The organism is Paenalcaligenes sp. DL 463, from assembly GCF_057475185.1.
In genome coordinates this window covers 993,695-1,016,966 of record NZ_JBYBKX010000001.1, presented here as the reverse complement: position 1 = coordinate 1,016,966, position 23,272 = coordinate 993,695, and the positions used below count along the sequence as shown (strand labels likewise).

The window sequence follows — 23,272 nt, the reverse complement described above, 5'->3', positions numbered from 1 at the left end:
GTACATTATTGTGCTTTTACCCCTCTTTACTGTCGCTTTCCTTGCACTATGAGTCGTCACATTCGAATTTTCGGCGCCCGCCAAAACAATTTAAAGAATATTGATGTTGAGTTTAAAACGGGCGAATTAACGGTGCTAACGGGTGTCTCCGGCTCGGGTAAAAGCTCTTTAGCGTTCGATACGTTATACGCAGAAGGCCAGCGGCGCTACGTGGAAACCTTCTCGCCTTATGCCAGACAGTTTCTCGACAGAATGGACAAACCACAGGTAGATCGCATTGAAGGGATATTACCCGCCATTGCGATCGACCAAGTTAACCCCGTGCGTAACTCTCGCAGCTCGGTCGGCACCATGACAGAGCTTAACGATTATCTGAAGCTGCTCTATGCACGCATGGGTACGCTCTACTGCCGAGGCTGCGCACAGGAAGTGAAGCCAGACAGCGCACAAAGCATTCTTAGCGACTTAAAGAAACGATGCGCAACCGAAGACCCACGACTGGTCATCACCTTTGCCGTCGCCATTCCGCTTAACTTTAGTCAGGACGAAGTCGAAGGTTTTTTAAACCAACAAGGCTATACGCGCATTCATCACGAAAGCGCTAAAACCATTGAGCAACGGGAAGGGAAAAAAACCAAGCGACTACAACAACGCGTTTTGCATGTGGTGCAAGACCGCTTTCGCCTGAAGAATGCCGAGACCGAGCGCGTAATGGAAGCGCTGGACGCCGCTCTAAATCAGGGTAATGGCCAAATTATCGTGTTTGCCTCGGCTGACGCTAATGCCCCTGAACAACAGTGGCATTACAACAATAGGCTGCATTGCGCACACTGCGATATTGATTACAACCGTCCATTACCCAGCACATTTTCGTTTAACTCACCCTTAGGGGCTTGCAATGACTGCCGTGGCTTTGGCCGTGTGATGGGTATCGATTACGGCTTGGTTATTCCTGATGAAAACAAAAGCTTGCTTGAAGGCGCAATACGCCCTTGGCAAACAGCCAGCTACAAAGAAAATCAAACGGATCTGCAAAAGTACGCTCCGGCAGCAGGAGTACGTTTATCCGTCCCATGGAAAGATCTCAGTGACGCTGAGAAAACATGGGTGATCAATGGGGCTGAGGACTGGAAAGGCGGCCGCAATGCATGGAATACACAGTGGTATGGCATTTCTCGTTTCTTTGATTGGCTAGAAAGCCGCAGCTACCGCATGCATGTGCGAGTCATGCTCTCTAAGTACCGCAGTTATACCCCTTGCCCCACATGTCAAAGCTCACGCCTTAAGCCCGATGCCTTACTGTGGCGAGTGGGCTCACAGACGCATGCCGACGAAAACAGCGACGGCAACTATCAGCGCTTTATGCCTGTGCATGCCGCATGGACGCCTGCACAATTAAATGCCTTGCCCGGTTTGCATGTGCACGATTTGATGCGCATGTCGATCGATGAAGTCCATCATTTCTTTGAAACCCTAGCGCTTAGCCAACAATTTGACACGGCCTCGAGCTTGCTTCGAGCGGAAGTGTTGTCTCGACTTCGTTTTTTATCTGACGTCGGGCTGGGCTATTTGTCGCTAGACCGACAAAGTCGCACCTTATCGGGCGGAGAAGTCCAACGCATCAACCTCACCACAGCGCTAGGGACATCGTTAGTCAATACCTTGTTCGTATTAGACGAACCCTCTATCGGCCTTCACCCCCGCGACATGCACCGCATTGTGGAAGTCATGCACCGCTTACGTCGCCACGGTAACACCTTAGTGGTGGTTGAGCACGACCCACAGGTCATGATTGCTGCTGACCGAATTCTGGACATCGGGCCTGGGCCCGGCGAGCGAGGCGGAGAAATCCTTTTCGATGGTGATCCTTCACAGTTACGAAACAGCACCACCTTAACGGGGGATTACCTCAGCGGGCGCAAACACATCAGCGCCCCTCGCCCCATGCCTGTGCTTAATAACACGCCCAAGCTACTACTCGAAAAGGTTAGCGCACACAATTTAAAAAACATTTCTGTTGCCATCCCATTGGGGCGCTTAGTCTGCTTGACCGGTGTATCGGGCTCTGGAAAGTCAACGCTCATGCAAGACGTGCTCTATCCCGCCATACGTAAACTTCAAGGCCTAGCCACCGAGGCCCCCGGCCCGCATGAAGCCCTCTTTGGCGTTGAGCAAATCACTGACGTCGTCATGGTGGATCAAAGCCCGATCGGTAAAACCGCCCGCTCAAATCCTGCCAGCTACGTGGGCGCTTTTGATGCCATACGCAAGCTCTTCGCTCGCACGCCAATGGCGGTCGAACGTGGTTACAAGCCCGGTACCTTCAGTTTTAATACAGGAGAAGGACGATGCCCCACCTGCGGGGGCACGGGGTTTGAACACATCGAAATGCAGTTTCTATCAGATGTGTACTTACGCTGCCCCGACTGTGATGGCGCTCGTTTCAGACCAGAGATACTAGAGGTCAAAATAGAGCACTTAGGGGTTAGTGCGTCGATCGCCGATGTCTTAGAAATGACTGTGCGCGAAGCCCTCGACTTTTTTGCAGGGCTGCGGGACGTACAGCTAGGTCTCGCCCCCTTACTCGATGTGGGGCTCGACTACCTCAAGCTTGGACAACCTGTTCCCACCTTATCGGGGGGCGAAGCACAACGCCTAAAACTGGCTGGCCACTTAGCCGAAGCGGCTAAAAGCCGTCTCTCTAAGGCCAAGGTGGCGAAAAAGGGAAGCTTGTTTTTATTCGATGAACCCACCACAGGGCTGCATTTTGACGATATCGCGACACTCATGCTCGCTTTCCGTAAATTGTTAGCGGCCGGTCACTCGCTGCTGGTCATCGAGCACAATCTAGACATGATACTGGCGTCGGACTGGGTCATCGATTTAGGCCCAGAAGGTGGACATGCAGGAGGTGAAATCGTCGCGACCGGAACGCCCACTGAGCTCATGGAGCACAGTGACTCGTACACCGCTAAAGCGCTTAAGGAATACACCTACTCTATTGTGGGCGATGTGGCCCATACCAAGCTCACACAGGTTGCCGAGCCCCAACATCAATATCGCACTGACGACAACATCACGATTGTGAATGCCAAAGAGCACAATTTAAAAGGGATCACCGTCAGCATTCCCCGCAACACTTTCACGGTGATTACCGGTGTGTCCGGATCAGGAAAATCCACCTTAGCGTTCGATATTTTATTTAACGAGGGACAACGACGCTATTTAGAATCCTTAAATGCGTACGCACGCTCTATCGTCCAACCAGCGGGTCAACCGGATGTGGATGCCATTTATGGCATTCCTCCAACGGTAGCGATTGAACAGCGGACCAGTCGTGGTGGTCGAAAATCCACCGTCGCCACCATGACTGAAATCCACCATTTTTTACGCTTGCTGTATGTAAAACTTGCCACGCAAATGTGTCCCACTTGTCAGGTGCCGGTCGAACCACAGTCTGCCGAACAAATTGTGGCCCAAATCATGAGCCAGTATCGTGGACAACACATTGGGCTTCTCGCCCCCTTGGTTAGCGCTCGTAAGGGTTATTACACCGATCTGGCCACGTGGGCAGGTGCTAAAGGCTATACCCACTTACGCGTCGATAACGCGTTCATTCCTGTCAGCCCATGGCCACGTCTTGATCGCTACCAAGAACACACCATCGAGTTACCCGTTGCCGACTTGGTAGTCGATCCGCGCCATGAAAGCCTACTGCGTCAAGCCGTGGCTGATGCCCTTGAGCACGGGCAAGGCACGTTGATTATTCTTTCTCAGCTTAGTAATGCAGCCCAAGGCTCACTTGATGAACGTAGACGTAGCGGACTGCACGCTCAACCCATCAGTTCACAGTTATCGACCAAACGCGCTTGCCCCTGCTGCGAGACCAGCTTTCCTGAACCTGACCCTCGCATGTTCTCTTACAACTCTAAGCACGGCTGGTGCACCCAGTGTTACGGCACCGGTTTAAGCCTAAAGGGATTTGATAGCGAGCAAACCGGCGAAGAGAACAACTGGACGACGGGATACGAGGGCGAAGAGCAGGTTTGCAGCGCCTGCAACGGACAGCGTTTAAACCCTGTCTCCTTAGCCTTCAACTGGCGCGATTTATCGATTGCCACCCTTGCCAGCATGCCGGTGACGCAAGCCAGTGTTTTCTTTACTGGCCTAAGCAGCCAAGGACGCGAGGCGGAAATCGCTAGAGACATTCTTTCTGAAGTACGTAACCGATTGAATTTCATGGAAGAAGTGGGCTTAGGCTACCTTGCTTTAGATCGCTCAGCGCCGTCATTATCCGGCGGAGAAGCTCAACGCATTCGACTGGCTGCGCAATTAGGCTCGAACTTACAAGGCGTGTGTTATGTGCTGGACGAACCCACCATTGGTCTACACCCCCGCGACAATCGCATCCTATTGAACGCGATTAAGCGCCTAGAGGCCAACGGCAATACGCTGGTCGTGGTCGAGCACGACGAAGACACCATCCGTCAAGCAAAGCACGTCATTGATATGGGACCGGGCGCCGGTACACGCGGTGGCACGGTGGTTGCGCAAGGTACCGTCGATGAGTTGATGGATGACCCTAACTCATTAACGGGTCGCTATTTACGCGAACCCATTGCCCACCCCATTCAAGAACGCCGCCCTATCGAAGCCGATGCCCCCATGCTTGAGGTGGTGAGTGCGCATCTACATAATCTGCAGAATGTAAGCGCACGCATTCCTGTGGGCCGTCTCAGTGTGATTACCGGCGTGTCAGGTTCGGGAAAATCCACCTTTGCCCGAGAAGTGCTATTGGATAATTTGCACCGCAACCTCAGTGCGCGTAGCGATGGCCCTTGGACTGGGTGCGTCACCATTAACGGTTGGGACGCGTTGGATAGAGTATTAGAAGTTGATCAAACCCCGATTGGTAAAACACCACGCTCGTGTCCGGCGACGTACATCGGCTTTTGGAACGACGTCAGAAAACTGTTTGCCGAAACCCGAGACGCGCGTATGCGAGGGTGGAATGCCTCTCGTTTTTCCTTTAACACGGGCGATGGTCGGTGCGCAGAGTGCGGTGGCCAAGGCATGCTAACCCTAGAAATGAGTTTCCTGCCGGATGTGAAGGTGCCATGCGAGGCGTGTAATGGTCAGCGTTTTAATGACGATACCTTGAGCGTACGCTGGCAAGGGAAAAATGCAGGTGATGTACTCAATATGGAGGTCGATGAAGCCGTCGAGTACTTTGCTTCTAACTCTAAAATCCTGCGTCCGCTAAAATTAATGCAAGATGTGGGCTTAGGTTATTTAACCCTAGGTCAACCCTCGCCCACTTTATCCGGCGGTGAAGCGCAGCGCGTGAAGCTGGTCACTGAACTAAGCAAAGCCCGTCTTGATGAAGGCGTGATACGCACCGGAAGGGCCAGTCGCACGCCCCATACCTTATATGTGCTTGACGAACCTACCGTTGGTTTGGCTATTGCTGATGTAGAAAAGCTACTACGCGTGATCCACCGCCTAACCGATGCGGGCAACACAGTTGTTGTGATTGAGCATAATCTGGACGTGATTGCCGAAGCCGACTGGATCGTAGACTTAGGCCCCGAAGGCGGCTCCGGAGGTGGACGCCTTGTTATCGAAGGTAACCCTGACGATGTGCAAAATATGGCTGCTTCGCACACTGGACAGGCCTTGAAAGATTTTTTACACCCGCTCTAATGTATTGTCGTTTTGAAAATCGCGTGGCCAACCACGCTCTTGAACTGCAACACCCTGTTGGTCGATCAGCGGCCTATTGTGCAAGCGAACTGAACACCGTTTTTGCGGCAATTAATGCTGCACAAAAGAAAGGCCATTGGGTCGCTCTTTTACTGGACTACGAATTGGGCGAGGCGTTGCTATCAGGCTCTAAACAGCCCGCCCGCTCAACCTCGCCGTTAATCACGGCGTTGTTCTTTGAACAAGCGATACACTGCGACGTTTGGCAGGCGCCGACGCAGCCTGTCACGTTGCAATGCCATGTTAAGCAAAGTCTCGCAGAGTATATGGCCGCCATCGAAAACATTCGCGCTCACATACACGAGGGCGAGTACTACCAGATCAATTACACGGTTAGCGTAGATGTCACAAGCGATGCGTCCCCCGAGCTCGTCTACCGGCATATTGCGCATCAGCACCCAAGCAGTCATGCGGCCTTTATTATCGATGCCGAACGCAGTATTGCCTCGTTTTCTCCCGAGCTTTTTATCAAACGCGAAGGAGCTTTGTTGACCGTACGTCCCATGAAAGGCACTCGCCCCCGTTTTACAGACCCCGCTAAAGACGAGGCTTCGGGCAATGCGTTGAAACACAGCAGCAAAGACTGTGCAGAAAACATCATGATCGTTGACCTGCTACGCAATGATCTAGGCCAAATTGCCACGCCCGGTAGTGTAAACGTTCAGTCGTTGCTTGAGCTTGAGAAATACCCTTCGGTGTGGACCATGACATCCACCGTTACGGCACAGCAGCGTCCCAATGCGTCCCTTTGCGATCTTTTGACCGCCTTATTCCCATGCGGCTCGATTACCGGGGCTCCAAAAATTGCTGCCATGCAAGCGATTAAACAGCTAGAGCAACGTGAACGCGGCATTTACTGTGGCAGCATCGGCTGGCTTGCTCCAAACGGAGACATGAACCTGAATGTCGCCATTCGCACCCTAGAGTTTCACGAAGCGAATCAGGCCCGTTTTGGTGTGGGCGGCGGTATCGTTTACGACTCGGATGCCGAGCAAGAGTGGCAAGAATGCCTTTGGAAGGCAAGAATACTGGGTGTGCCCATCACACAAAGCTCAATATGAAGCCGAATACTATGCCTCTGTTAATTGAAACCATGCGAGTAGATAAGGGTGAGCGTATCCACCTGCTTGACCTTCACTTAGAGCGCTTAGAGCGTTCGGCTCTGCATCTAGGCTATCCCTGCCATATCGATGTTATTCGCACCGCCATTCAGGCGCATTGCGACAACGTAACTGAAGGTGTTTTTAGGCTTCGCCTGACCTTATCCCACCTTGGTGAGCTCGTGCTTGAACACAGTGAGCTTAAGCCCACGGTTGAGCCCGTTTTAGTAGGCATCAGCGACACGCCCTTGAAACAAAGTCCTTGGCTACATCACAAAACAACAAACCGAGCATGGTATGAGCAAGCCGCGGGCCTATTACAGCAGCAACCTCAACTGTTCGACATCGTATTTTTCAATGAGCAGGGACAATTATGTGAAGGCAGTCGTAGCAATATTTATGTCAAACGTAATGGTGTCTGGTTCACCCCACCCACTGACTGCGGTTTGCTTGCAGGTGTTCAACGTACTCATCTGCTTCGCACCCAAGCCGTACAGACGGCTGTGATAACAAAAACGGAATTCTTAGCCGCCGATCAGCTACGTGTCTCGAATGCTTTACGAGGCTGGCTGGATGCCACTGTCGTACCCATCGCACCTTAAGCGCTTAGCAAATAGCGAATGGCCAGTTGAGCCGCTGCAAAACCCATCGGAGCCGTAACCGTAACCGCCGAACCGTAACCCGCACACGATAACCCCTGAAGAGCAGAAGCCCCGTCATCGTTCTGCCCCCACTCTGCGGGCAATAAAGCGGCTTGTTCAACCCACAAACAACTCACGCCCATTTTGGGTATACGCGGCTTCTTCTGTCCCACCTTAGGACGTGCATAGCCGTGCTGCTTGCGAAGTTGATTTCGTAAACGAGCTAATAAGGCGTCGTGAGAGCTTAGCGATAAATCACCGCTACGCAACGCGAGAGCATCTGTTTTACCGCCCGCCGCACCGCAAACAATGACCTTAATGCCCAAACGTCGAGCATGAATCAGCATCGCTATTTTTGCTGATACCTGATCGGTGCAGTCAATCAGTACATCAGGCTTACTTTCCAAGCACGCCTCTGCATTATCCGGCCCGATAAAATCATCAATGATGTCGACCTGACAGGCTGGGTTAATGTCGACGATGCGTTCAGCCATTGCCAAGCATTTGGCTTTGCCCAATGTGCTACTTAACGCGGGCAATTGGCGGTTGATGTTGGACTCGGCCACGTGATCCATATCAATCAGCGTAATACGCCCTATGCCGGTACGTGCCAAGGCCTCGACACACCAACTGCCCACACCACCGATGCCCGCCACCATCACGTGCTTAGCACCAAAAAGCGTCACACTACTGGGTCCGTAAAGGCGCTCTAAGCCGCCAAATCGGCGTTGGGTGCTAGCGATGCGTTGTTCTGAATCCATATCAACCTTAAAAGAGGAATGCTGCGCGAATGTCATTGTAAAACGACGGCGCTTCTTACTACGCCCACTTATAACTAAAAAATCCGCTTATCATTCCTTTATATCTAAATAGAATATAAGCTTATAAGAATAAACTCTGGCTTTAGGGCGCCGTTTTATCGCTTACTACGCCTGCTTTGTTTACAATACACAGGTATCTTTTGTTAACGGAAAACCTCTTACTGTCGATCATACTGTGAACGCTTCCCTATCCGCCCCCCTCCAATTCGTCCCAGAACCCACTCGTTTTCGCGTGCTTAGCGATATTGAACGTGAGCAGTCCATGCACGAGTGTTTACTGCAATGGACACCGGGGCAGGATGTTTGGGTTTACGGCTACGGCTCCCTGATTTGGCGCCCCGAGTTTTCCTTTCTTGATCGTCAACAAGCCCTGCTGCATGGCTACCATCGCTCACTGTGCTTATGGTCTCGTATTAACCGCGGTACCCCTGAAAAGCCCGGCTTGGTCTTTGGTCTTGACGCTGGCGGTTCGTGCCGAGGCGTCGCCTTTAAGATTGCTGGCGAGAACGTACCTGAGGTTTTTGAGGCGTTATGGCGTCGAGAAATGTCCAGTGGCGCCTATACGCCTCGCTGGCTACCGTGCAAAACAAAGTCTGGATCCATTCAAGCTTTAGCCTTTGTTATGAACCGCAACACCGACGCCTACGTACCCCGTATGCCACTTGAGCAGCTTGTCGATGTCATCCACCATGCTCATGGCATAAATGGCCCATGTATTGAATATGTCACTGAAACAGCCCAAGCGCTAAAACAGTCAAAAATTCAAGACAAGCGTCTGCAAAATGTGATGGATGCCTTAGAACGTCGTACTATAGAAGCATTATCTCTTTGTGCTGTGTAATCACGTTCATGAGCCTTTCCGACTACCGCAACGAATACGCTAAATTCGCTTTGGGCGAAGCAGCCCTCAATGCCGATCCACGACTACAGTTTTTAAGCTGGCTAGATCAAGCCATGGAAGAAGGGGCCCCAGAGCCCACTGCCATGACCTTATCCACGGTTAACGCAGAAGGCCAGCCTACATCGCGTATTGTTCTGCTTAAAGGCTACGATGCCGAAGGCCTGCAGTTTTATACCAATTACGAATCCCGTAAAGGGCGTGATCTCGCCCAGAACTCGCAGGCTTGCTTGCAGTTTTTTTGGCCTACCATGCAACGGCAAGTCCGTTTTGAAGGCCGAGTTCATAAGCTAAGTGCCGAGCAATCCGACCAGTACTTCTCAAGCCGCCCGCTCGAATCTCGCATCAATGCCATTGCCTCACCACAAAGTGCAGTGATCACTCGTGAAGAGCTCGAAGCCCGTTCTGTTGCGCTACATCAACAATTGGGTGACACCCCTTCTCGACCTGATTTCTGGGGGGGCTACCGGCTAGAACCCGCTTATATTGAATTCTGGCAGGGGCGTACATGTCGGCTGCATGACCGTTTTGCCTTTACACTAACCCCACAAAAAGACTGGGCCATATCGCGCTTAGCGCCTTGATGTGGTAGTGTATCTGCCTCTATGTTTGATACAAACCCCGATTCCAACTTCGATACCGCGTACTTTAGGTCTGCCCTAGGGCGCTTTGCCACGGGCGTTACCCTCATCACCACTGAAAGCGCAGAGCCCAACCCTCGGCCTCTTGGTCTTACGGTCAGCTCATTTAACTCGGTCTCGCTTGAGCCGCCCCTCATTTTGTGGTCATTGGCCAAGAAAGCATCGTCGCTGCCGCATTATCGGGCCGCCCAACGCTACGTGATCCATGTGTTAAGTGCGAAGCAACTTGATATGGCTAAACGCTTTGCTTGGGGTCCACAAGCTGATCGCTTTATGAATGTGCCGCTTGGCCGAGCGCCTCATGGCACGCTCATGATTGATGACCCGCAAATTTCAGCGTGGTTCGAGTGTAAAAATGTTACGCAGCATGAAGCAGGCGATCATTACATCTTTGTAGGCCAAGTTGAAAACTGCTCGCGTAATTTCGAACAGCCCTTAATTTATCATGCTGGTGACTTTGAGCTCACACCGGTTAATCAGCCTTGGGATGCTGCAGACGCTTAAACGTCCTACCCAACGTCCGCTTCTTTAGTTAATAAAAAATGACTGACTACATCTTGACCCTTTCTTGTCCTGACAGAACCGGCATTGTGCACGCCGTAAGTGGCTGGCTTGTGAAACAAGAAGGTAATATCGTTGAAGCTCAACAGTTCGGTGATGCTGAAACCCACCACTTCTTCTTACGTATCCACTTTACGGTTCCAAACGGTAGCAATGTTGAAACGCTCAACCAGCGTTTTGAATCGGTGGCATCGCAATTCGATATGGACGCCCATATTTATGACGCCACACGTAAAGCAAGACTATTAATACTGGTAAGCCGTCAAGGACACTGCTTAAACGATCTGTTATTTCGCACACACACGGGGCAATTACCCGTAGAAATTGTAGGCGTTATTTCCAATCATACCGATCACGCCGCACTATCGGCTTCGTACAACGTTCCTTTTCATCACTTACCGGTCACACCCGAATCTAAGCCTGAGCAAGAACATCAAATTATTCAGTTTGTGAACGATTTAGACATTGATCTGGTTGTACTAGCCCGATACATGCAAATTTTGTCTCCCAAACTATGCCGTGCCTTATCAGGTCGCGCCATTAACATTCATCACAGTTTCTTACCCAGCTTTAAAGGGGCACGCCCTTACCATCAAGCGCATAAACGTGGTGTGAAAATTATAGGCGCTACAGCGCATTACGTAACCGAGGACTTGGATGAAGGCCCCATCATCGAACAAGACGTAGAGCGAGTCACTCATGCCATGAGCCCGACCGAGCTCACACAAGTCGGAAGCGACGTAGAATCCTTAGTGCTGTCTCGCGCCGTAACGGCCCATGTACAGCATCGAATTTTACTTAATGGCCAACGTACCGTCGTCTTCCGTTAATACCCCATCACGCTACCTTCTCGACGTGGGTCTGCACCGCCTACCCACATCCCACCTCGGCGCTCTATGCCGTGAATACCGCTGGGGAACGACACCACATTCAGCTCGTGACCGATGGATCGCAGCGCGTCTGCCTGTCGATCCAATCCTTGATTTTCCTCAATTTCGGTCGCCTGATTACGGCTTCCGTAATTGGGCAAATTAATGGCCTCTTGAATATCTAAGCCCCATTCCATCACGCCCATTAACGTTTTCGCCACGTACAGAATAATAGCGCTACCCCCGGGTGAGCCCACTGCAATAACGGGCTTCTCTTCCTTGAACACCATCATGGGGGCCATCGAACTGCGGGGGCGCTTATTGGCAGCCACTTGATTCAGTATCGGTTCACCTTCGGGCGATTCACTGGTAAACGAAAAATCGGTCAACTGATTATTCAATAAAAAACCCTGTGTGAATATCTTGCTGCCAAACACAAACTCAATGGATGTGGTCATGGACACCACGCCACCGTACTCATCCGCTGCAACAAGGTGTGTGGTTGAAGGAATTTCGTGCGCAGGCTCGGCGTAGTGTTGCGTAAGCACGGCAGCAGGCTGACCTGGTTGCGCTTTACCCATGCTTTGATGGGCGTCAATTAACCCAGCGCGTTGCTGTAAATAACGCGGCTCTAACAACCAACTGGGATCGATGGTCATGGCGGAAGGGTCCGCTATGTAGGCATCTCGATCGGCAAAGGCCAAACGACTGGCTTCAGAAAAGTAATGGATCGCCGGAGCCGACGTGGGCTCGTATTGGGCAATGGGTGTATTCGTCAGCAAACCCAAAATTTGCATCACCGCAATAGAACCCGCACTGGGTGGCACCATGCCACACATCATGTAATCACGATAATCACTACAAACGGGTTCGCGCACAATGGCTTGATAGTTTTTTAGATCGGACAACGACAACTGACCAGAGAGTCGATGCGATTGCACAGCGGCCACGATCTCGGATGCAATGGGGCCTTCGTAAAAGGCGGACGGCCCCTCTGATGCGATCGACTGATACACCCGTGCTAGTTGAGGGTTGCGTAGACGGTGCCCGACGGGCCATGCCTCTCCTGAGGCGTCGTAAAAATACCTTCGGGCCGCCTCTTGCTGTATCAAGTGCTCATCAGCGCTTAACAATTGATGTAAGCGTGGGGAAACCTCAAAGCCATCTGTGGCAAGCGCAATGGCAGGAGCAAACAACTCGGACCACGCCAATTTTCCTTGTCGTTGATGCGCTTCAGCCATCGCCGCCACTAAGCCGGGAACCCCGACTGAGCGACCGCTGTTTACCGCATCAAAAAATGCCATAGGCTGCTTAGCGTCGTTCAAAAATAGTTCAGCATCCACCCCTGCTGGTGCCGTTTCACGGCCATCAATCGTCGCTAAACCTTGCTCTGGATTAAAAGCCAGAATAAAACCACCACCACCAATGCCGGACGACTGTGGCTCGACTAAGCCCAGCACCAACTGCATGGCAATCGCCGCATCAACCGCACTTCCCCCTTTCCTTAAGATGTCATAACCCGCCTGCGTTGCTAAGGGGTTAGCGCTGGCAACCATGGCTTGCTCGGCAAGGACTTTATCGCGATGTTGATATCCTGTCGCCGCCTCTGGATTCAAGTGCTGATGGCCCTCGGGCGTGTTGATTGAGGCGCACCCCATGACCACTAGCACCGACAACAAGCTCATGACACGAGAAAAAGCAAACTTCATGGGTGGTATTCCTTAATAAACATAGGGTTACAGGCAGAACCGCTTCTTATCCACTACAAGGCAAAAAGACTAGCCACCTCAAGCTCCATGACTTGTGTTTCTTTTTGATTAAATACTCGCCACGTCCAACGCACAATACCTAAATCAGGTCTTGAGTTTGATGTGCGTACGCTATCAACGGTAGCCTCTAGGCGCAGACTATCTCCTGCTCTAACCGGTGCTAGCCAACGCAGCTTCTCTACTCCCGGAGAACCGAATGACTCGGAGTCGTGTAACACAGCATCACATGCCATACGCATGGTTACCGCGCAGGTAAACCAACCGCTTGCAATCACACCTCCCCAGTGAGTGCCCTGAGCAGCCTTCTCGTCAATATGGAAACCCTGCGGGTCATAGCGCTTAGCAAACTCAAGCATTTCATCAAGGGTAATTTGCACAGGACCAGCTTTCATCACTGCACCCGGCACAAACTCATTGAATTTCATAAAAGCCTCTGAAGATTATTTTTTATCGCCACGTTCGTCCGTTACGACGCTATGTGAAGCGTTACACTGAGAACCATTGAATCATTATTCCATCTCAATGAACACCATGCTCAAACCTGCAAACTCTCAATTTACGCAAATTTTCGAAAAAGAGCGATCATTACGTATTGAATATCAATGGGTAGGAAGTACCAACCCAACCGCCCCCTTGCTTGTTTTTTTACACGAAGGTTTGGGTTCAGTTCAACATTGGGGACCTTGGCCAGAAATGCTGGCTTCTGCATTGCAATGTAGGGGACTGGTGTATTCACGCGTAGGCTATGGTCGAAGCACGCCAAGAGCGCAAGACGAAACACTTGCACTCGATTACCTTCATGTCGAAGCCCAAGAGCGTCTTCCTGCCTTTTTACGCGCTTTACAACTAGAGCATGAAAGGCCTTTATTATTTGGCCACAGTGATGGTGCCACCATTGCCCTGCTTTTTGCGGCCATGCCGAACAGCCCCGTTAAAGCCGCTATCGCCGTAGCCCCGCACATTAATGTCGAAAAGCGCACTCAGCTTGGTGTGGCGGCCAGTGCAGACTGGTACCTTAAACGCGGGCTAAGAGAGCGCTTAATGCGCTATCACGACGACGTGGACTCTACCTTTTGGAAATGGTGCAATGCGTGGTCAAGCGATGCTTTCAGAGGCTGGAATATCGAATCTGAGCTAGCTTCCATTCAGTGCCCCCTACTTCTCGTGCAAGGGGACGAAGATGAGTACGCCTCGCTAGAGCAAGTTTATGGCATCAAACGCGTGCTAACTCAGGCTGAGTTGCGCGTAATGCCTAAGGTCAGGCACACCCCTCATCTTGAGCGACCTGATCAGCTTATATCGCACTGCGAGAACTTTTTGCGAGACGCCATCGGCGCCCCCACCGTCACCGACTAGGGTGACTCAAACGCCGCTGCTGCACGTCGTATGCGATCGCTAACGGCCGCCCACAGCTCATCCTCAGGGGGCTGCTGTAGGTATAGCGCGTCAAACGATTGCTGATCCAGCTCGCGCAATAAGGCATACAAACTGTGGGCAAAGCGCACGGGGTCATCATTTAAACGCACCCAATGCACATTGAGGCTAATGGCCTCGGGTTGAGAGCCAAACCCCAACACCGCGATACGCTTTGAGGTGTTTGCGCACGCTATTTGTAATAGTTGTTCACGACCTAGTAAATGCAACGGCGTGGTTGGCGCGTAGTGCGCTTTTAACGAACCGGACACACGGGGTGCTGCGGTATGCCCCGTCTTTGCTGCCACCACGTTCAATGAGCGCCCCAGCGCACTTTCCAATTGCGCCACGCTAATATGTCCTGGCCGCAACACCGACACCAGCGTTTCACCCGCATCGGTGCTACGCGACAGATCCACGATCGTTGATTCAATACCCACTTCGGCCGGTCCGCCGTCAAGCACGGTCAACGTATCGTTGGTTAAGGCTTCAAACTCGGCATGCACATGGGCAGCTTGAGTAGGGGAAATGCGACCAAAACGATTCGCTGAGGGCGCCGCAACGCCACCGTTTCCGCCTTTTAGTTTGGCGAACTCGCTAAGCAGTGCTTGAGCTACGGGATGCGAAGGCGCGCGCAAGCCTATACTGTCTTGCCCGCCCGCAACCTCAGCAGGAATATGATTTGCTCTAGGCAAAATTAAGGTTAAGGGCCCCGGCCAGAAGCACTCGATTAAACGCCACGCTTCGGCCGGCACCGTACGAGCCCAATAGTAAAGATCAGCGCCCGGCGCCACGTGCACAATAACGGGGTGGTTAGCCGGCCTACCTTTGGCAGCGTAAATCTTAGCGATTGCCGATACATTCTCAGCATCGGCCCCTAAGCCATAGACCGTCTCGGTGGGAAAAGCGACGAGTTCTCCGTCAAGCAACTTTTGGGCAGCAGCCTGAATAAGAGTGAAATTACTGGGCTGCACTGAGGGGCTCATAAGCGATTCCTAGAACAGCAGCAACCTTGGCTACTTTGTGCTGAAGCTGCGCCGGATCTGAATCAAGAATATTGATGTGGCCCATTTTTCGACCACGTCGGGCTTCTGCTTTGCCGTATAAATGCAAACATACTCCGGAAACAGACAGCACCGCACTCCAGTCGGGCTCTACGTAGTCGCCCTGCGCGTCAAACCAAATATCACCTAACAGATTTAACATCACTGACGGGGTGTGAGCCGTAGTATCGCCTAAGGGCAGTGCCGTCATCACACGAACTTGCTGTTCAAACTGACTGCTCACACACGCGTCCATCGTAAAGTGGCCACTGTTATGTGGGCGCGGAGCAATTTCATTGGCAATAAGTGTGCCGTCTTGCAAGATAAAAAACTCAACGCATAACACGCCATGATATGCCAATGCGGTAGCGATCATTTCCGTTGCCTTGATCGCTTGATGATAAACGGGATTATTCGTATCTGTAGCGGCCGTCGACACCGCCAAGATGCCATCACGGTGCTCGTTGTGCGACGGCACATAAGCGTTAATCTCGCCGTCTAGGGCTCTGGCAGCAACCACCGAAATTTCGTCTTTTAGCGGTTGTAAGGCCTCAAGCACACAGGCCACGCCTTTAAATTCAGAGAAAGCACGCAAGGCCTCGTCACGATTGGCGACTCTTGCCTGACCTTTACCGTCATAACCGAAACGAGCAGCTTTCAAAATACCGGGAAACAAGGCATCAGGTGCCGCCTGCAAATCGGTAGTGGATAAAATAGCCACATACGGCGCGACCGGAACGCCAGCAGACACAATAAAGGCTTTTTCAGTAATGCGATCTTGCACCACGGCAACCGCATCCCCCGAAGGCGCGACACGACGCTGAGCGCCTAAACGTAGCAAACTGCTTGCCGGTACATTCTCAAATTCAGTGGTAATCGCCTGACAGAGTGCAGCTAACTCGTCCAAAGCCTGCTCATCGTCGTAAGCTGCACAAAGATGACGCTCAGCAACGGCTCCAGCGGGACTTTGCTTATCAGGATCCAACACGGCCACTTTATAGCCTAGTTGCTGTGCTGAGTGGCAGAACATGCGTCCTAATTGCCCACCACCTATCATGCCCAACCACTCGCCGGGTTGCACCGGTGCAGTCTTAGAAGCCTTGCTCATAATATAAAAATAAGTTTGGAAATAAAATTAAGATTCAACGGGTGGGACCACCATATTGCGCGCAATTTGAGTTTGCCGTTGACGAAACTCGATCAATTTTTCACGCAAATTAGGACGATGCATCGCTAAACCTGCCACCACATGCAACGCGGCGTTTGCCGCTCCGGCCTCGCCGATTGCAAACGTTGCTACAGGCACCCCTTTGGGCATTTGCACAATAGACAAAAGTGAGTCTTCCCCGCGCAAATAACGCGACGGAACGGGTACGCCATATACAGGAACCTCTGTTAGCGCTGCTAACATGCCAGGCAAATGGGCCGCACCGCCTGCGCCTGCGATGATGGCTTTCATACCGTCGGTGGAGGCTTTCTTGCCGTATTCGACCATATCCAGCGGCATACGATGCGCTGAGACCACTAAGGTTTCGTAAGAAATGCCAAACTCATCAAGAATGGCGATAACGTGCTGCATAACGGGCCAATCACTTGAGGAGCCCATTACCACTCCCACTTCTGGGTGTGACGCTTGTCCCTCGCCTGCTGTCTGGTTCATGACTCAACCTTAATAAACAACTCAAAAAACTATTTTAGCCTAAAGCCTAAGCGCTATTACGCTAGCCCTACCCAATAAAAACGAACAGCATGATTAGCGAGCTAGACGCTCAAGCGCTTCTCGGTATTTTGCTGCAGTATGCTGAATAACATCGTCGGGAAGGCGCGGTGCTGGAGGCGTTTTATTCCACCCCTGAGTCTCCAACCAATCACGTAGATATTGCTTATCAAACGAGGCAGGACTGCTTCCCGGCTTGTAGGTATTGGCGTCCCAGAAACGAGAAGAGTCGGGCGTGAGCACTTCATCCATTAAGTGCAGAACGCCATCGTCATCTAAACCGAACTCAAACTTAGTGTCAGCGATAATAATGCCTCGCGACGCCGCAAAATCAGAAGCCTCGCGATACAGACGCAACGTGATGTCGCGGATCTCAGCAGCCATGCCTTCACCAACTTCGGCAATAACGTGAGAGAAATCAACGTTCTCGTCATGCAAGCCCACTTCTGCCTTAGCAGCAGGGGTAAAGATAGGCTCGTCTAACTTACCAGCCTGCTCTAGGCCGTCAGGCAACCGTATGCCACACACTGCACCCGTGCGCTGATAGTCTTTCCAACCCGAACCGATCAAATAGCCTCGTGCCACAGCTTCGACCATAATGGGTTTCAGACGCTTAACGACCACTGCCCTACCCTCAACCAGATGACGCTCGTTAGCCGCTACAACATCAATAGGATTAACGGTGGTTGAGTGGTTAGGAATAATATGCGAGAGTTTTTTTAACCAGAAATCTGTCATTCCGGTCAATACCGCACCTTTACTCGGAATGGGATCATCAAAAATAACATCGAAAGCCGAAATTCGGTCTGACGCAATGATCAATAGCTTGTCATCACCCACCGCATACATATCCCGAACTTTGCCCCGTGCCAAAAGTGGTAACGAAGATAGGGTGGATTCATAAAGCGCGTTCTGCACGATGTATTCCTTAACGCAAAAAACATCCCGCTAAGCAGTCAAGTAACGGGATCACACTAAAAAGCCATAACTCGGCCTAGAACTAAACAGGCCATCTGAGAAGATGGCCTGCAACCTAAAACTACTGTACGCGCTGAGCGAGCTGACCCGCAGCATAGCGTCGTGCCATTTCATCTAACGCTATCGGTTTGATTTTAGACGCGTTTCCGGCTGTACCGAACTGTTCGTAGCGCGCCTTACAAATCGCCTTCGCCGCCGCACGGGCAGGCTTTAGGTAGTCGCGGGGATCGAACTTATCGGGATGGGTGTATAAGAAGCGACGAATGGCCGCCGTCATCGCTAAGCGAATATCGGTATCGATATTCACCTTGCGCACACCATACTTAATGGCTTCTTGTATTTCAGAAACGGGAACACCGTAGGTTTCTTTCATGTCGCCACCGAACTCGCGAATTTCAGCTAATAGCTCTTGGGGCACGCTAGAACTACCGTGCATCACCAAATGCGTATCGGGTAGGTGTGCATGGATTTCTTTCACGCGTTCAATAGACAAGATATCGCCTGTGGGTTCGCGTGTGAATTTATAGGCGCCATGACTGGTACCAATAGCAATCGCTAAGGCATCCAACTGAGTGCGTCGTACAAAATCGACCGCTTGCTCGGGGCTGGTCAGTAACTCGTCGATGGTTAACGTACCATCAAAACCGTGGCCGTCTTCTTTATCGCCTTGCATGGTTTCTAGCGAACCTAAACAGCCTAACTCGCCCTCTACGGTGACACCCACTTTATGGGCCATTTCGACGACACTACGCGTGACTTCAACGTTGTATTCGTAATCGGCTACCGTTTTACCATCGGCCTCAAGCGAGCCGTCCATCATGACGCTGCTAAAGCCCAAATCAATCGCACCCTGACAAATCGCAGGAGACTGACCGTGGTCTTGGTGCATCACCACCGGAATATGGGGATAGGTTTCTACCGCTGCTTGGATGAGTAACTTTAAAAAGCTTTCTCCAGCGTATTTTCGGGCGCCCGCCGAAGCCTGCATAATAACTGGGCTATTGGTTTCGTCAGCCGCTTCCATAATCGCTTGAACTTGTTCAAGATTATTCACATTAAAAGCGGGAATGCCGTAGCCATTTTCAGCTGCATGATCGAGCAACTGACGCATGGAAACCAGGGCCATGGGAGATCTCCTGAATACTAAAATAAATAACTGTATCACCCTTAATTTTAAGGGTGATTGCGAATTCTTGCTTGTCTACCTTAAGAGGCTTTAGGGCGACGCGCGGATTTAGGCCTAAACGCCGAAACAACAGACTCGTGTGTCTCGATATAAGGGCCACCAATAAGGTCTATGCAATAGGGGATCGCCGCAAACACTCCGGCCACCACTACCGTGCCGTCTTTATCACGTAAACCTTCAAGCGTCTCGCGAATGGCCTTAGGCTGGCCCGGCAAGTTAACAATCAACGCGGCGTGATCCTTCGTTTCACGAATCACAGCTACCTGTCTGGACAAAATCGCCGTTGGTACGAATTTTAGACTAATTTGCCGCATTTGCTCGCCAAACCCAGGCATTTCCTTTGTTGCAACGCTTAATGTTGCCTCTGGTGTGACATCGCGTCTGGCAGGACCGGTCCCCCCTGTGGTGAATACCAAGTCGCAGCCGTACTCATCAACCAACTCAACAATTGCCTTGGCAATGGACTCGGCTTCGTCAGCGATTAAACGGGTTTCAAACTGTGCAGGCCCCTCTAACGCTTGGGTTAGCCAATTCGTTAGTTCGGGAATACCTTCGTCTACGTACTCACCTTTAGATGCACGATCCGAGATTGAAATCAAACCCACCAATAGCTCGTCTGGATGTTGTCGAGTTAACCGTTTATTACTAAGCATAACTATACCGATTCCATTTATAAATTACCGTTTCTTCAAGTATAAGGCGTGACAAAGCCCTACCGCTGTTTCAGCACAAAATTTGCTAAGCTACTACCAAACAGGAGATTAGCCATGTCTAAACCAATGCACATTCTTTATGCTGGCGCTGGCGAGATAGCGACTCAGTGCGCAAACCTATTACAAGATCGTGCGAAACAACAATGGGCACTTCGACGCAGCACACCAGAAACCGCCGACTCTTCCCTACAATGCTTGCAAGCCGATTTAACCTTACCCCGTAGTCTGGCTCGTTTACCCAAATCGATCACTCATGTGCTGTACACCGCAACCCCCGGCGAGCGATCCCCTGAAGCATACGATGCGGTTTATAACACCGGTTTGAACAATTTACTGGCTGCACTTGATCTTGAGACACTTGAACGCTTCGTATTTGTGTCGTCAACTGCCGTTTATGACCACAGTTTAGAACGACTTAACGAATCCAGCCCCACCTTCGCACCCAACTTTAATGGCCAAGCTTTATTGGATGCAGAGAATCGCGTGCAAACCGCCTTAGGAAAAAAAGCCGTCATTCTGCGCTTAACCGGCATATACGGGCCTACCCGCGTCGCGTTTTTACATCGCCTCATGAAAGACACGGTCACGGTCGCTGCCGCCCCAGGAAACTGGGCCAATCGCATTCATATTGATGACGCCGTGGCAGCTTGCGCACACCTATTACAGCTCGCCAACCCTCAGCCGGTATATATCGGTACTGATGACACCCCAATGGAAATTGCAACCTTGTACGAACAGATTGCCACGTTAATCGGAGCGCCGGCCCCCATCACTAATCCTGACGCCCCAGCGTCGGGAAAGCATTTTTCAAATGAAGCGCTAAAGCAAAGTGGTTGGTCATTAAAATGGCCCGATACCCTTGAAGGCTATCGAGCCATTATTTCTACGGGTGCTAATGTGTTGTAAAACAGACAACCCCAACAACGACCGCACGGCTTACTCGGCGGCTCGCTGCTCTAAAATAGCAACCGCAGGTAAGCTTTTGCCTTCTAAATACTCTAAGAAGGCGCCACCTCCCGTCGAGATATAGCCGATTTTATCGGCAATCTTAAACGTAGAGATAGCCGCTAAGGTGTCACCGCCACCCGCGATAGAGAAGGCGGATGAATCTGCAATGGCATTGGCAACGATACGAGTGCCCTCTGAGAAAGCAGGAAACTCAAAAACGCCAACAGGACCATTCCAAACAATCGTACCTGCCTCACGAAGAATGGCAGCTAGTTCGTGCGCACTGTCTGGCCCGATATCTAAAATTAGATCATCGTCTTCAACATCATTAACCGATTTGATGGTGGCTTGCGCATCCGTGGAAAAGCTTTTGGCACAGACCACATCAGAGGGAATAGGCACTTCTGCCCCTCGCTCTTTCATGATGTTGATCACTGCTTTCGCTTCGTCGATCTGTGTAGGCTCGGCCAGCGACTGCCCGATGGGCAAGTCCTTGGCAAGCATAAAGGTGTTAGCAATACCACCGCCAACAATCAGTTGATCGACACGACCCGCCAGCGCTCGTAAGATCGATAGCTTCGTGGAAACCTTAGAGCCCCCCACAATCGCCACTAATGGGCGAGCAGGGTCGGTTAATGTACGAGCCAACGCTTTCAGCTCGGCTTCAAGCAAAGGGCCTGCACAGACCACAGGCGCGTAACGAGCAACGCCTTCGGTGCTGGCTTGTGCGCGGTGTGCGGCACCGAAAGCGTCATTGACGTAAACGTCACAAAGCGCCGCCATCTTTCTAGACAGCGCCTCGTCGTTTGCCTTCTCGCCCACATTACAACGGCAGTTTTCAAGCAATATCAGCTGACCGGGCTCAATTTCCACCCCGCCATCTACCCAGTTGCGTTGTAGAGGGACCGGCATGTTTAGCATTTCGCTGAGGCGCTCGGCAACAGGTGTAAGGGTATCGCGAGGCATTATCTCGCCCTCTTTAGGGCGACCTAAATGGCTCATTACCATCACGGCTGCACCGGCGTCTAAAGCGATGCGCATTGCTGGCAACGATGCTTTAATGCGCGTATCCTCAGCAATTAAACCTGCTGCAAAGGGAACGTTCATGTCTGAACGTATCAGCACACGCTTACCTTTGAGCTTACCCTCTTGGGCAAGCTGGGTTAATGTTTTTACGGTTAAGGTCATGATGTGGATTATTTAGCTGTCATCATGGCCTCAGCCGTGTCTAACATACGAATAGAGAATGCCCATTCGTTGTCGTACCATGCTGAAACTTTAACCAAACTTCCAGAAACCTTCGTCAATAATGAATCGACGGTGCTTGAGGCCGTTGTGTGGTTGTAATCGATGGAAACCAAAGGTTCATCGCTATACGCCAAAATGCCTTTCAGAGGGCCTTCGGCCGCGGCTTTCAACACACCATTTACTTCATCAACGGTAGTGGGTCGGCCTGCTACAAACGTCAGGTCAACCATTGAAACGTTGATGGTGGGCACACGCACGGCGAAACCATCCAGCTTGCCATTTAATTCGGGCAACACCAAACCCACAGCGGCAGCAGCCCCTGTTTTGGTTGGAATCATACTCATGGTGGCTGAGCGAGCACGGCGCAAGTCTTTATGAGCAACGTCAGTTAAGACTTGATCGTTTGTGTAAGCGTGAATGGTAGTCATCAAGCCGTTCACAATTTCAAACGCTTGATGTAATGGCTGCACTAATGGCGCCAAACCATTGGTTGTACACGACGCATTGGACACCACGGTATCTGTGGATTTCAAAATGTCATGGTTCACACCGTAAACGATCGTCGCATCCACATCTTTACCACCAGGAGCAGAAATTAATACTTTTTTAGCTCCCGCTTGCAGGTGTGCATTGGCGGCTTCTTTTGTGGTGAATCGGCCTGTGCAATCAAGCACCACGTCCACGTTTAAGTCAGCCCACGGTAATTTAGTGGGATCACGTTCTGACAACAAACGAATACGATCACCGTTAATAATCAAATAATCGGTGCCTTCGAGCTCAACATCCGCATTAAAACGACCGTGTACGGTATCAAAACGTGTGAGATGACGCGCAACTTCGTCCTGACCCGGAGCATTAATCGCCACAATTTCAATATTGTGCTTTTTCCCGTACTCGTAATGAGCTCGTAGGGTCATCCGCCCAATTCGGCCGTAGCCATTAATCGCGACGCGAATCGTCATA

The 23,272-nt window shown here is 51.3% G+C and carries 20 protein-coding genes; 9 read left to right on the top strand and 11 right to left on the bottom strand.

The window, feature by feature from the left end:
• The first annotated feature begins 48 nt into the window (after nt 1-48).
• Genes uvrA through AC2UZI_RS04685 form a run of 3 tightly spaced genes read left to right on the top strand, consistent with a single transcriptional unit; the run spans nt 49 to nt 7,465 of the window.
• A complete protein-coding gene (gene uvrA / locus AC2UZI_RS04695) occupies nt 49-5,703 on the top strand; it encodes an excinuclease ABC subunit UvrA (protein ID WP_486942659.1) in 5,655 nt (1,884 codons plus the stop codon).
• The gene (gene pabB / locus AC2UZI_RS04690) at nt 5,703-6,824 is read left to right on the top strand and encodes an aminodeoxychorismate synthase component I (RefSeq protein ID WP_486942658.1); all 1,122 of its coding nucleotides are present in this window, start codon (nt 5,703-5,705) and stop codon (nt 6,822-6,824) included. Before uvrA ends, pabB begins: the two co-directional genes overlap by 1 nt.
• Before the next feature lie 11 nt (nt 6,825-6,835).
• Nucleotides 6,836-7,465 carry an aminotransferase class IV gene (locus tag AC2UZI_RS04685; protein WP_486942657.1) on the top strand — a complete coding sequence of 210 codons (630 nt, stop codon included), beginning with the start codon at nt 6,836-6,838 and terminating at the stop codon, nt 7,463-7,465.
• Here the strand turns inward: AC2UZI_RS04685 and AC2UZI_RS04680 are convergent.
• A complete protein-coding gene (locus AC2UZI_RS04680; protein WP_486942656.1) occupies nt 7,462-8,265 on the bottom strand; it encodes a tRNA threonylcarbamoyladenosine dehydratase in 804 nt (267 codons plus the stop codon). The two genes, AC2UZI_RS04685 and AC2UZI_RS04680, sit on opposite strands and share 4 nt — an antisense overlap.
• Nucleotides 8,266-8,587: 322 nt before the next feature.
• Here AC2UZI_RS04680 and AC2UZI_RS04675 point away from each other — a divergent pair, with 322 nt between their 5' ends.
• Genes AC2UZI_RS04675 through purU form a run of 4 tightly spaced genes read left to right on the top strand, consistent with a single transcriptional unit; the run spans nt 8,588 to nt 11,255 of the window.
• Nucleotides 8,588-9,166: a gamma-glutamylcyclotransferase gene (locus tag AC2UZI_RS04675; protein ID WP_486943713.1), complete on the top strand. Its 579-nt coding sequence runs from the start codon at nt 8,588-8,590 to the stop codon at nt 9,164-9,166.
• Between the two features lie 8 nt (nt 9,167-9,174).
• Entirely contained in the window at nt 9,175-9,807 is a 633-nt protein-coding gene (gene pdxH, locus AC2UZI_RS04670) for a pyridoxamine 5'-phosphate oxidase (RefSeq protein ID WP_486942655.1), read from the top strand.
• A 21-nt stretch (nt 9,808-9,828) separates the two neighbouring features.
• Entirely contained in the window at nt 9,829-10,368 is a 540-nt protein-coding gene (locus AC2UZI_RS04665; protein WP_486942654.1) for a flavin reductase family protein, read from the top strand.
• 38 nt (nt 10,369-10,406) lie between these two features.
• Nucleotides 10,407-11,255, top strand: a complete 849-nt coding sequence (gene purU, locus AC2UZI_RS04660; protein WP_486942653.1) for a formyltetrahydrofolate deformylase — start codon at nt 10,407-10,409, stop codon at nt 11,253-11,255.
• On the opposite strand, the gene ggt is transcribed toward purU, so the two are convergent.
• Nucleotides 11,252-13,003: a gamma-glutamyltransferase gene (gene ggt, locus AC2UZI_RS04655; RefSeq protein ID WP_486942652.1), complete on the bottom strand. Its 1,752-nt coding sequence runs from the start codon at nt 13,001-13,003 to the stop codon at nt 11,252-11,254. The genes purU and ggt overlap by 4 nt on opposite strands.
• Nucleotides 13,004-13,056: 53 nt before the next feature.
• On the bottom strand, nt 13,057-13,488 hold the full coding sequence (locus tag AC2UZI_RS04650) for a MaoC family dehydratase (RefSeq protein ID WP_486942651.1): 432 nt from the start codon (nt 13,486-13,488) through the stop codon (nt 13,057-13,059).
• A 106-nt stretch (nt 13,489-13,594) separates the two neighbouring features.
• Between AC2UZI_RS04650 and AC2UZI_RS04645 the strand changes: the two genes are divergently transcribed.
• Complete coding sequence (locus tag AC2UZI_RS04645; protein WP_486942650.1) at nt 13,595-14,419, top strand: alpha/beta fold hydrolase; 825 nt, start codon at nt 13,595-13,597, stop codon at nt 14,417-14,419.
• Here the strand turns inward: AC2UZI_RS04645 and AC2UZI_RS04640 are convergent.
• The 6 genes from AC2UZI_RS04640 to mog all read right to left on the bottom strand — a co-directional run bounded on the left by AC2UZI_RS04640 (nt 14,416) and on the right by mog (nt 20,053).
• On the bottom strand, nt 14,416-15,462 hold the full coding sequence (locus tag AC2UZI_RS04640) for an L-threonylcarbamoyladenylate synthase (RefSeq protein WP_486942649.1): 1,047 nt from the start codon (nt 15,460-15,462) through the stop codon (nt 14,416-14,418). The two genes, AC2UZI_RS04645 and AC2UZI_RS04640, sit on opposite strands and share 4 nt — an antisense overlap.
• Nucleotides 15,437-16,627, bottom strand: coding sequence for a 5-(carboxyamino)imidazole ribonucleotide synthase (locus AC2UZI_RS04635; RefSeq protein ID WP_486942648.1), 1,191 nt, complete (start codon nt 16,625-16,627; stop codon nt 15,437-15,439). The genes AC2UZI_RS04640 and AC2UZI_RS04635 overlap by 26 nt, the downstream gene beginning before the upstream one ends.
• Before the next feature lie 27 nt (nt 16,628-16,654).
• Nucleotides 16,655-17,179, bottom strand: a complete 525-nt coding sequence (gene purE, locus AC2UZI_RS04630; protein WP_486942647.1) for a 5-(carboxyamino)imidazole ribonucleotide mutase — start codon at nt 17,177-17,179, stop codon at nt 16,655-16,657.
• A 93-nt stretch (nt 17,180-17,272) separates the two neighbouring features.
• Complete coding sequence (locus tag AC2UZI_RS04625; RefSeq protein ID WP_486942646.1) at nt 17,273-18,154, bottom strand: phosphoribosylaminoimidazolesuccinocarboxamide synthase; 882 nt, start codon at nt 18,152-18,154, stop codon at nt 17,273-17,275.
• 121 nt (nt 18,155-18,275) lie between these two features.
• On the bottom strand, nt 18,276-19,340 hold the full coding sequence (gene fba / locus AC2UZI_RS04620; RefSeq protein ID WP_486942645.1) for a class II fructose-bisphosphate aldolase: 1,065 nt from the start codon (nt 19,338-19,340) through the stop codon (nt 18,276-18,278).
• 80 nt (nt 19,341-19,420) lie between these two features.
• Nucleotides 19,421-20,053: a molybdopterin adenylyltransferase gene (gene mog / locus AC2UZI_RS04615; protein ID WP_486942644.1), complete on the bottom strand. Its 633-nt coding sequence runs from the start codon at nt 20,051-20,053 to the stop codon at nt 19,421-19,423.
• A 114-nt stretch (nt 20,054-20,167) separates the two neighbouring features.
• Between mog and AC2UZI_RS04610 the strand changes: the two genes are divergently transcribed.
• Entirely contained in the window at nt 20,168-21,019 is an 852-nt protein-coding gene (locus tag AC2UZI_RS04610) for an NAD-dependent epimerase/dehydratase family protein (RefSeq protein WP_486942643.1), read from the top strand.
• Nucleotides 21,020-21,049: 30 nt separating this feature from the next.
• Here AC2UZI_RS04610 and AC2UZI_RS04605 read toward each other — a convergent pair whose 3' ends face one another.
• Nucleotides 21,050-22,249, bottom strand: a complete 1,200-nt coding sequence (locus AC2UZI_RS04605; RefSeq protein WP_486942642.1) for a phosphoglycerate kinase — start codon at nt 22,247-22,249, stop codon at nt 21,050-21,052.
• 8 nt (nt 22,250-22,257) lie between these two features.
• Nucleotides 22,258-23,271 carry a type I glyceraldehyde-3-phosphate dehydrogenase gene (gap, locus tag AC2UZI_RS04600; RefSeq protein ID WP_486942641.1) on the bottom strand — a complete coding sequence of 338 codons (1,014 nt, stop codon included), beginning with the start codon at nt 23,269-23,271 and terminating at the stop codon, nt 22,258-22,260.
• Nucleotide 23,272: the final 1 nt, after the last annotated feature.

Excerpts from the sequence above, each read along its gene's own strand:
- pabB (WP_486942658.1), top strand. The coding sequence starts at position 5,703 with ATGTATTGTCGTTTTGAAAATCGCGTGGCCAACCACGCTCTTGAACTG.
- gap (WP_486942641.1), bottom strand. The coding sequence starts at position 23,271 with ATGACGATTCGCGTCGCGATTAATGGCTACGGCCGAATTGGGCGGATG.
- AC2UZI_RS04640 (WP_486942649.1), bottom strand. The coding sequence starts at position 15,462 with ATGAGCCCCTCAGTGCAGCCCAGTAATTTCACTCTTATTCAGGCTGCT.
- AC2UZI_RS04645 (WP_486942650.1), top strand. The coding sequence starts at position 13,595 with ATGCTCAAACCTGCAAACTCTCAATTTACGCAAATTTTCGAAAAAGAG.
- purU (WP_486942653.1), top strand. The coding sequence starts at position 10,407 with ATGACTGACTACATCTTGACCCTTTCTTGTCCTGACAGAACCGGCATT.
- AC2UZI_RS04675 (WP_486943713.1), top strand. The coding sequence starts at position 8,588 with ATGCACGAGTGTTTACTGCAATGGACACCGGGGCAGGATGTTTGGGTT.
- uvrA (WP_486942659.1), top strand. The coding sequence starts at position 49 with ATGAGTCGTCACATTCGAATTTTCGGCGCCCGCCAAAACAATTTAAAG.
- AC2UZI_RS04635 (WP_486942648.1), bottom strand. The coding sequence starts at position 16,627 with ATGAGCAAGGCTTCTAAGACTGCACCGGTGCAACCCGGCGAGTGGTTG.
- ggt (WP_486942652.1), bottom strand. The coding sequence starts at position 13,003 with ATGAAGTTTGCTTTTTCTCGTGTCATGAGCTTGTTGTCGGTGCTAGTG.
- mog (WP_486942644.1), bottom strand. The coding sequence starts at position 20,053 with ATGCTTAGTAATAAACGGTTAACTCGACAACATCCAGACGAGCTATTG.
- AC2UZI_RS04605 (WP_486942642.1), bottom strand. The coding sequence starts at position 22,249 with ATGACCTTAACCGTAAAAACATTAACCCAGCTTGCCCAAGAGGGTAAG.
- fba (WP_486942645.1), bottom strand. The coding sequence starts at position 19,340 with ATGGCCCTGGTTTCCATGCGTCAGTTGCTCGATCATGCAGCTGAAAAT.
- purE (WP_486942647.1), bottom strand. The coding sequence starts at position 17,179 with ATGAACCAGACAGCAGGCGAGGGACAAGCGTCACACCCAGAAGTGGGA.
- AC2UZI_RS04685 (WP_486942657.1), top strand. The coding sequence starts at position 6,836 with ATGCCTCTGTTAATTGAAACCATGCGAGTAGATAAGGGTGAGCGTATC.
- AC2UZI_RS04650 (WP_486942651.1), bottom strand. The coding sequence starts at position 13,488 with ATGAAATTCAATGAGTTTGTGCCGGGTGCAGTGATGAAAGCTGGTCCT.
- AC2UZI_RS04665 (WP_486942654.1), top strand. The coding sequence starts at position 9,829 with ATGTTTGATACAAACCCCGATTCCAACTTCGATACCGCGTACTTTAGG.
- AC2UZI_RS04610 (WP_486942643.1), top strand. The coding sequence starts at position 20,168 with ATGTCTAAACCAATGCACATTCTTTATGCTGGCGCTGGCGAGATAGCG.
- pdxH (WP_486942655.1), top strand. The coding sequence starts at position 9,175 with ATGAGCCTTTCCGACTACCGCAACGAATACGCTAAATTCGCTTTGGGC.
- AC2UZI_RS04680 (WP_486942656.1), bottom strand. The coding sequence starts at position 8,265 with ATGGATTCAGAACAACGCATCGCTAGCACCCAACGCCGATTTGGCGGC.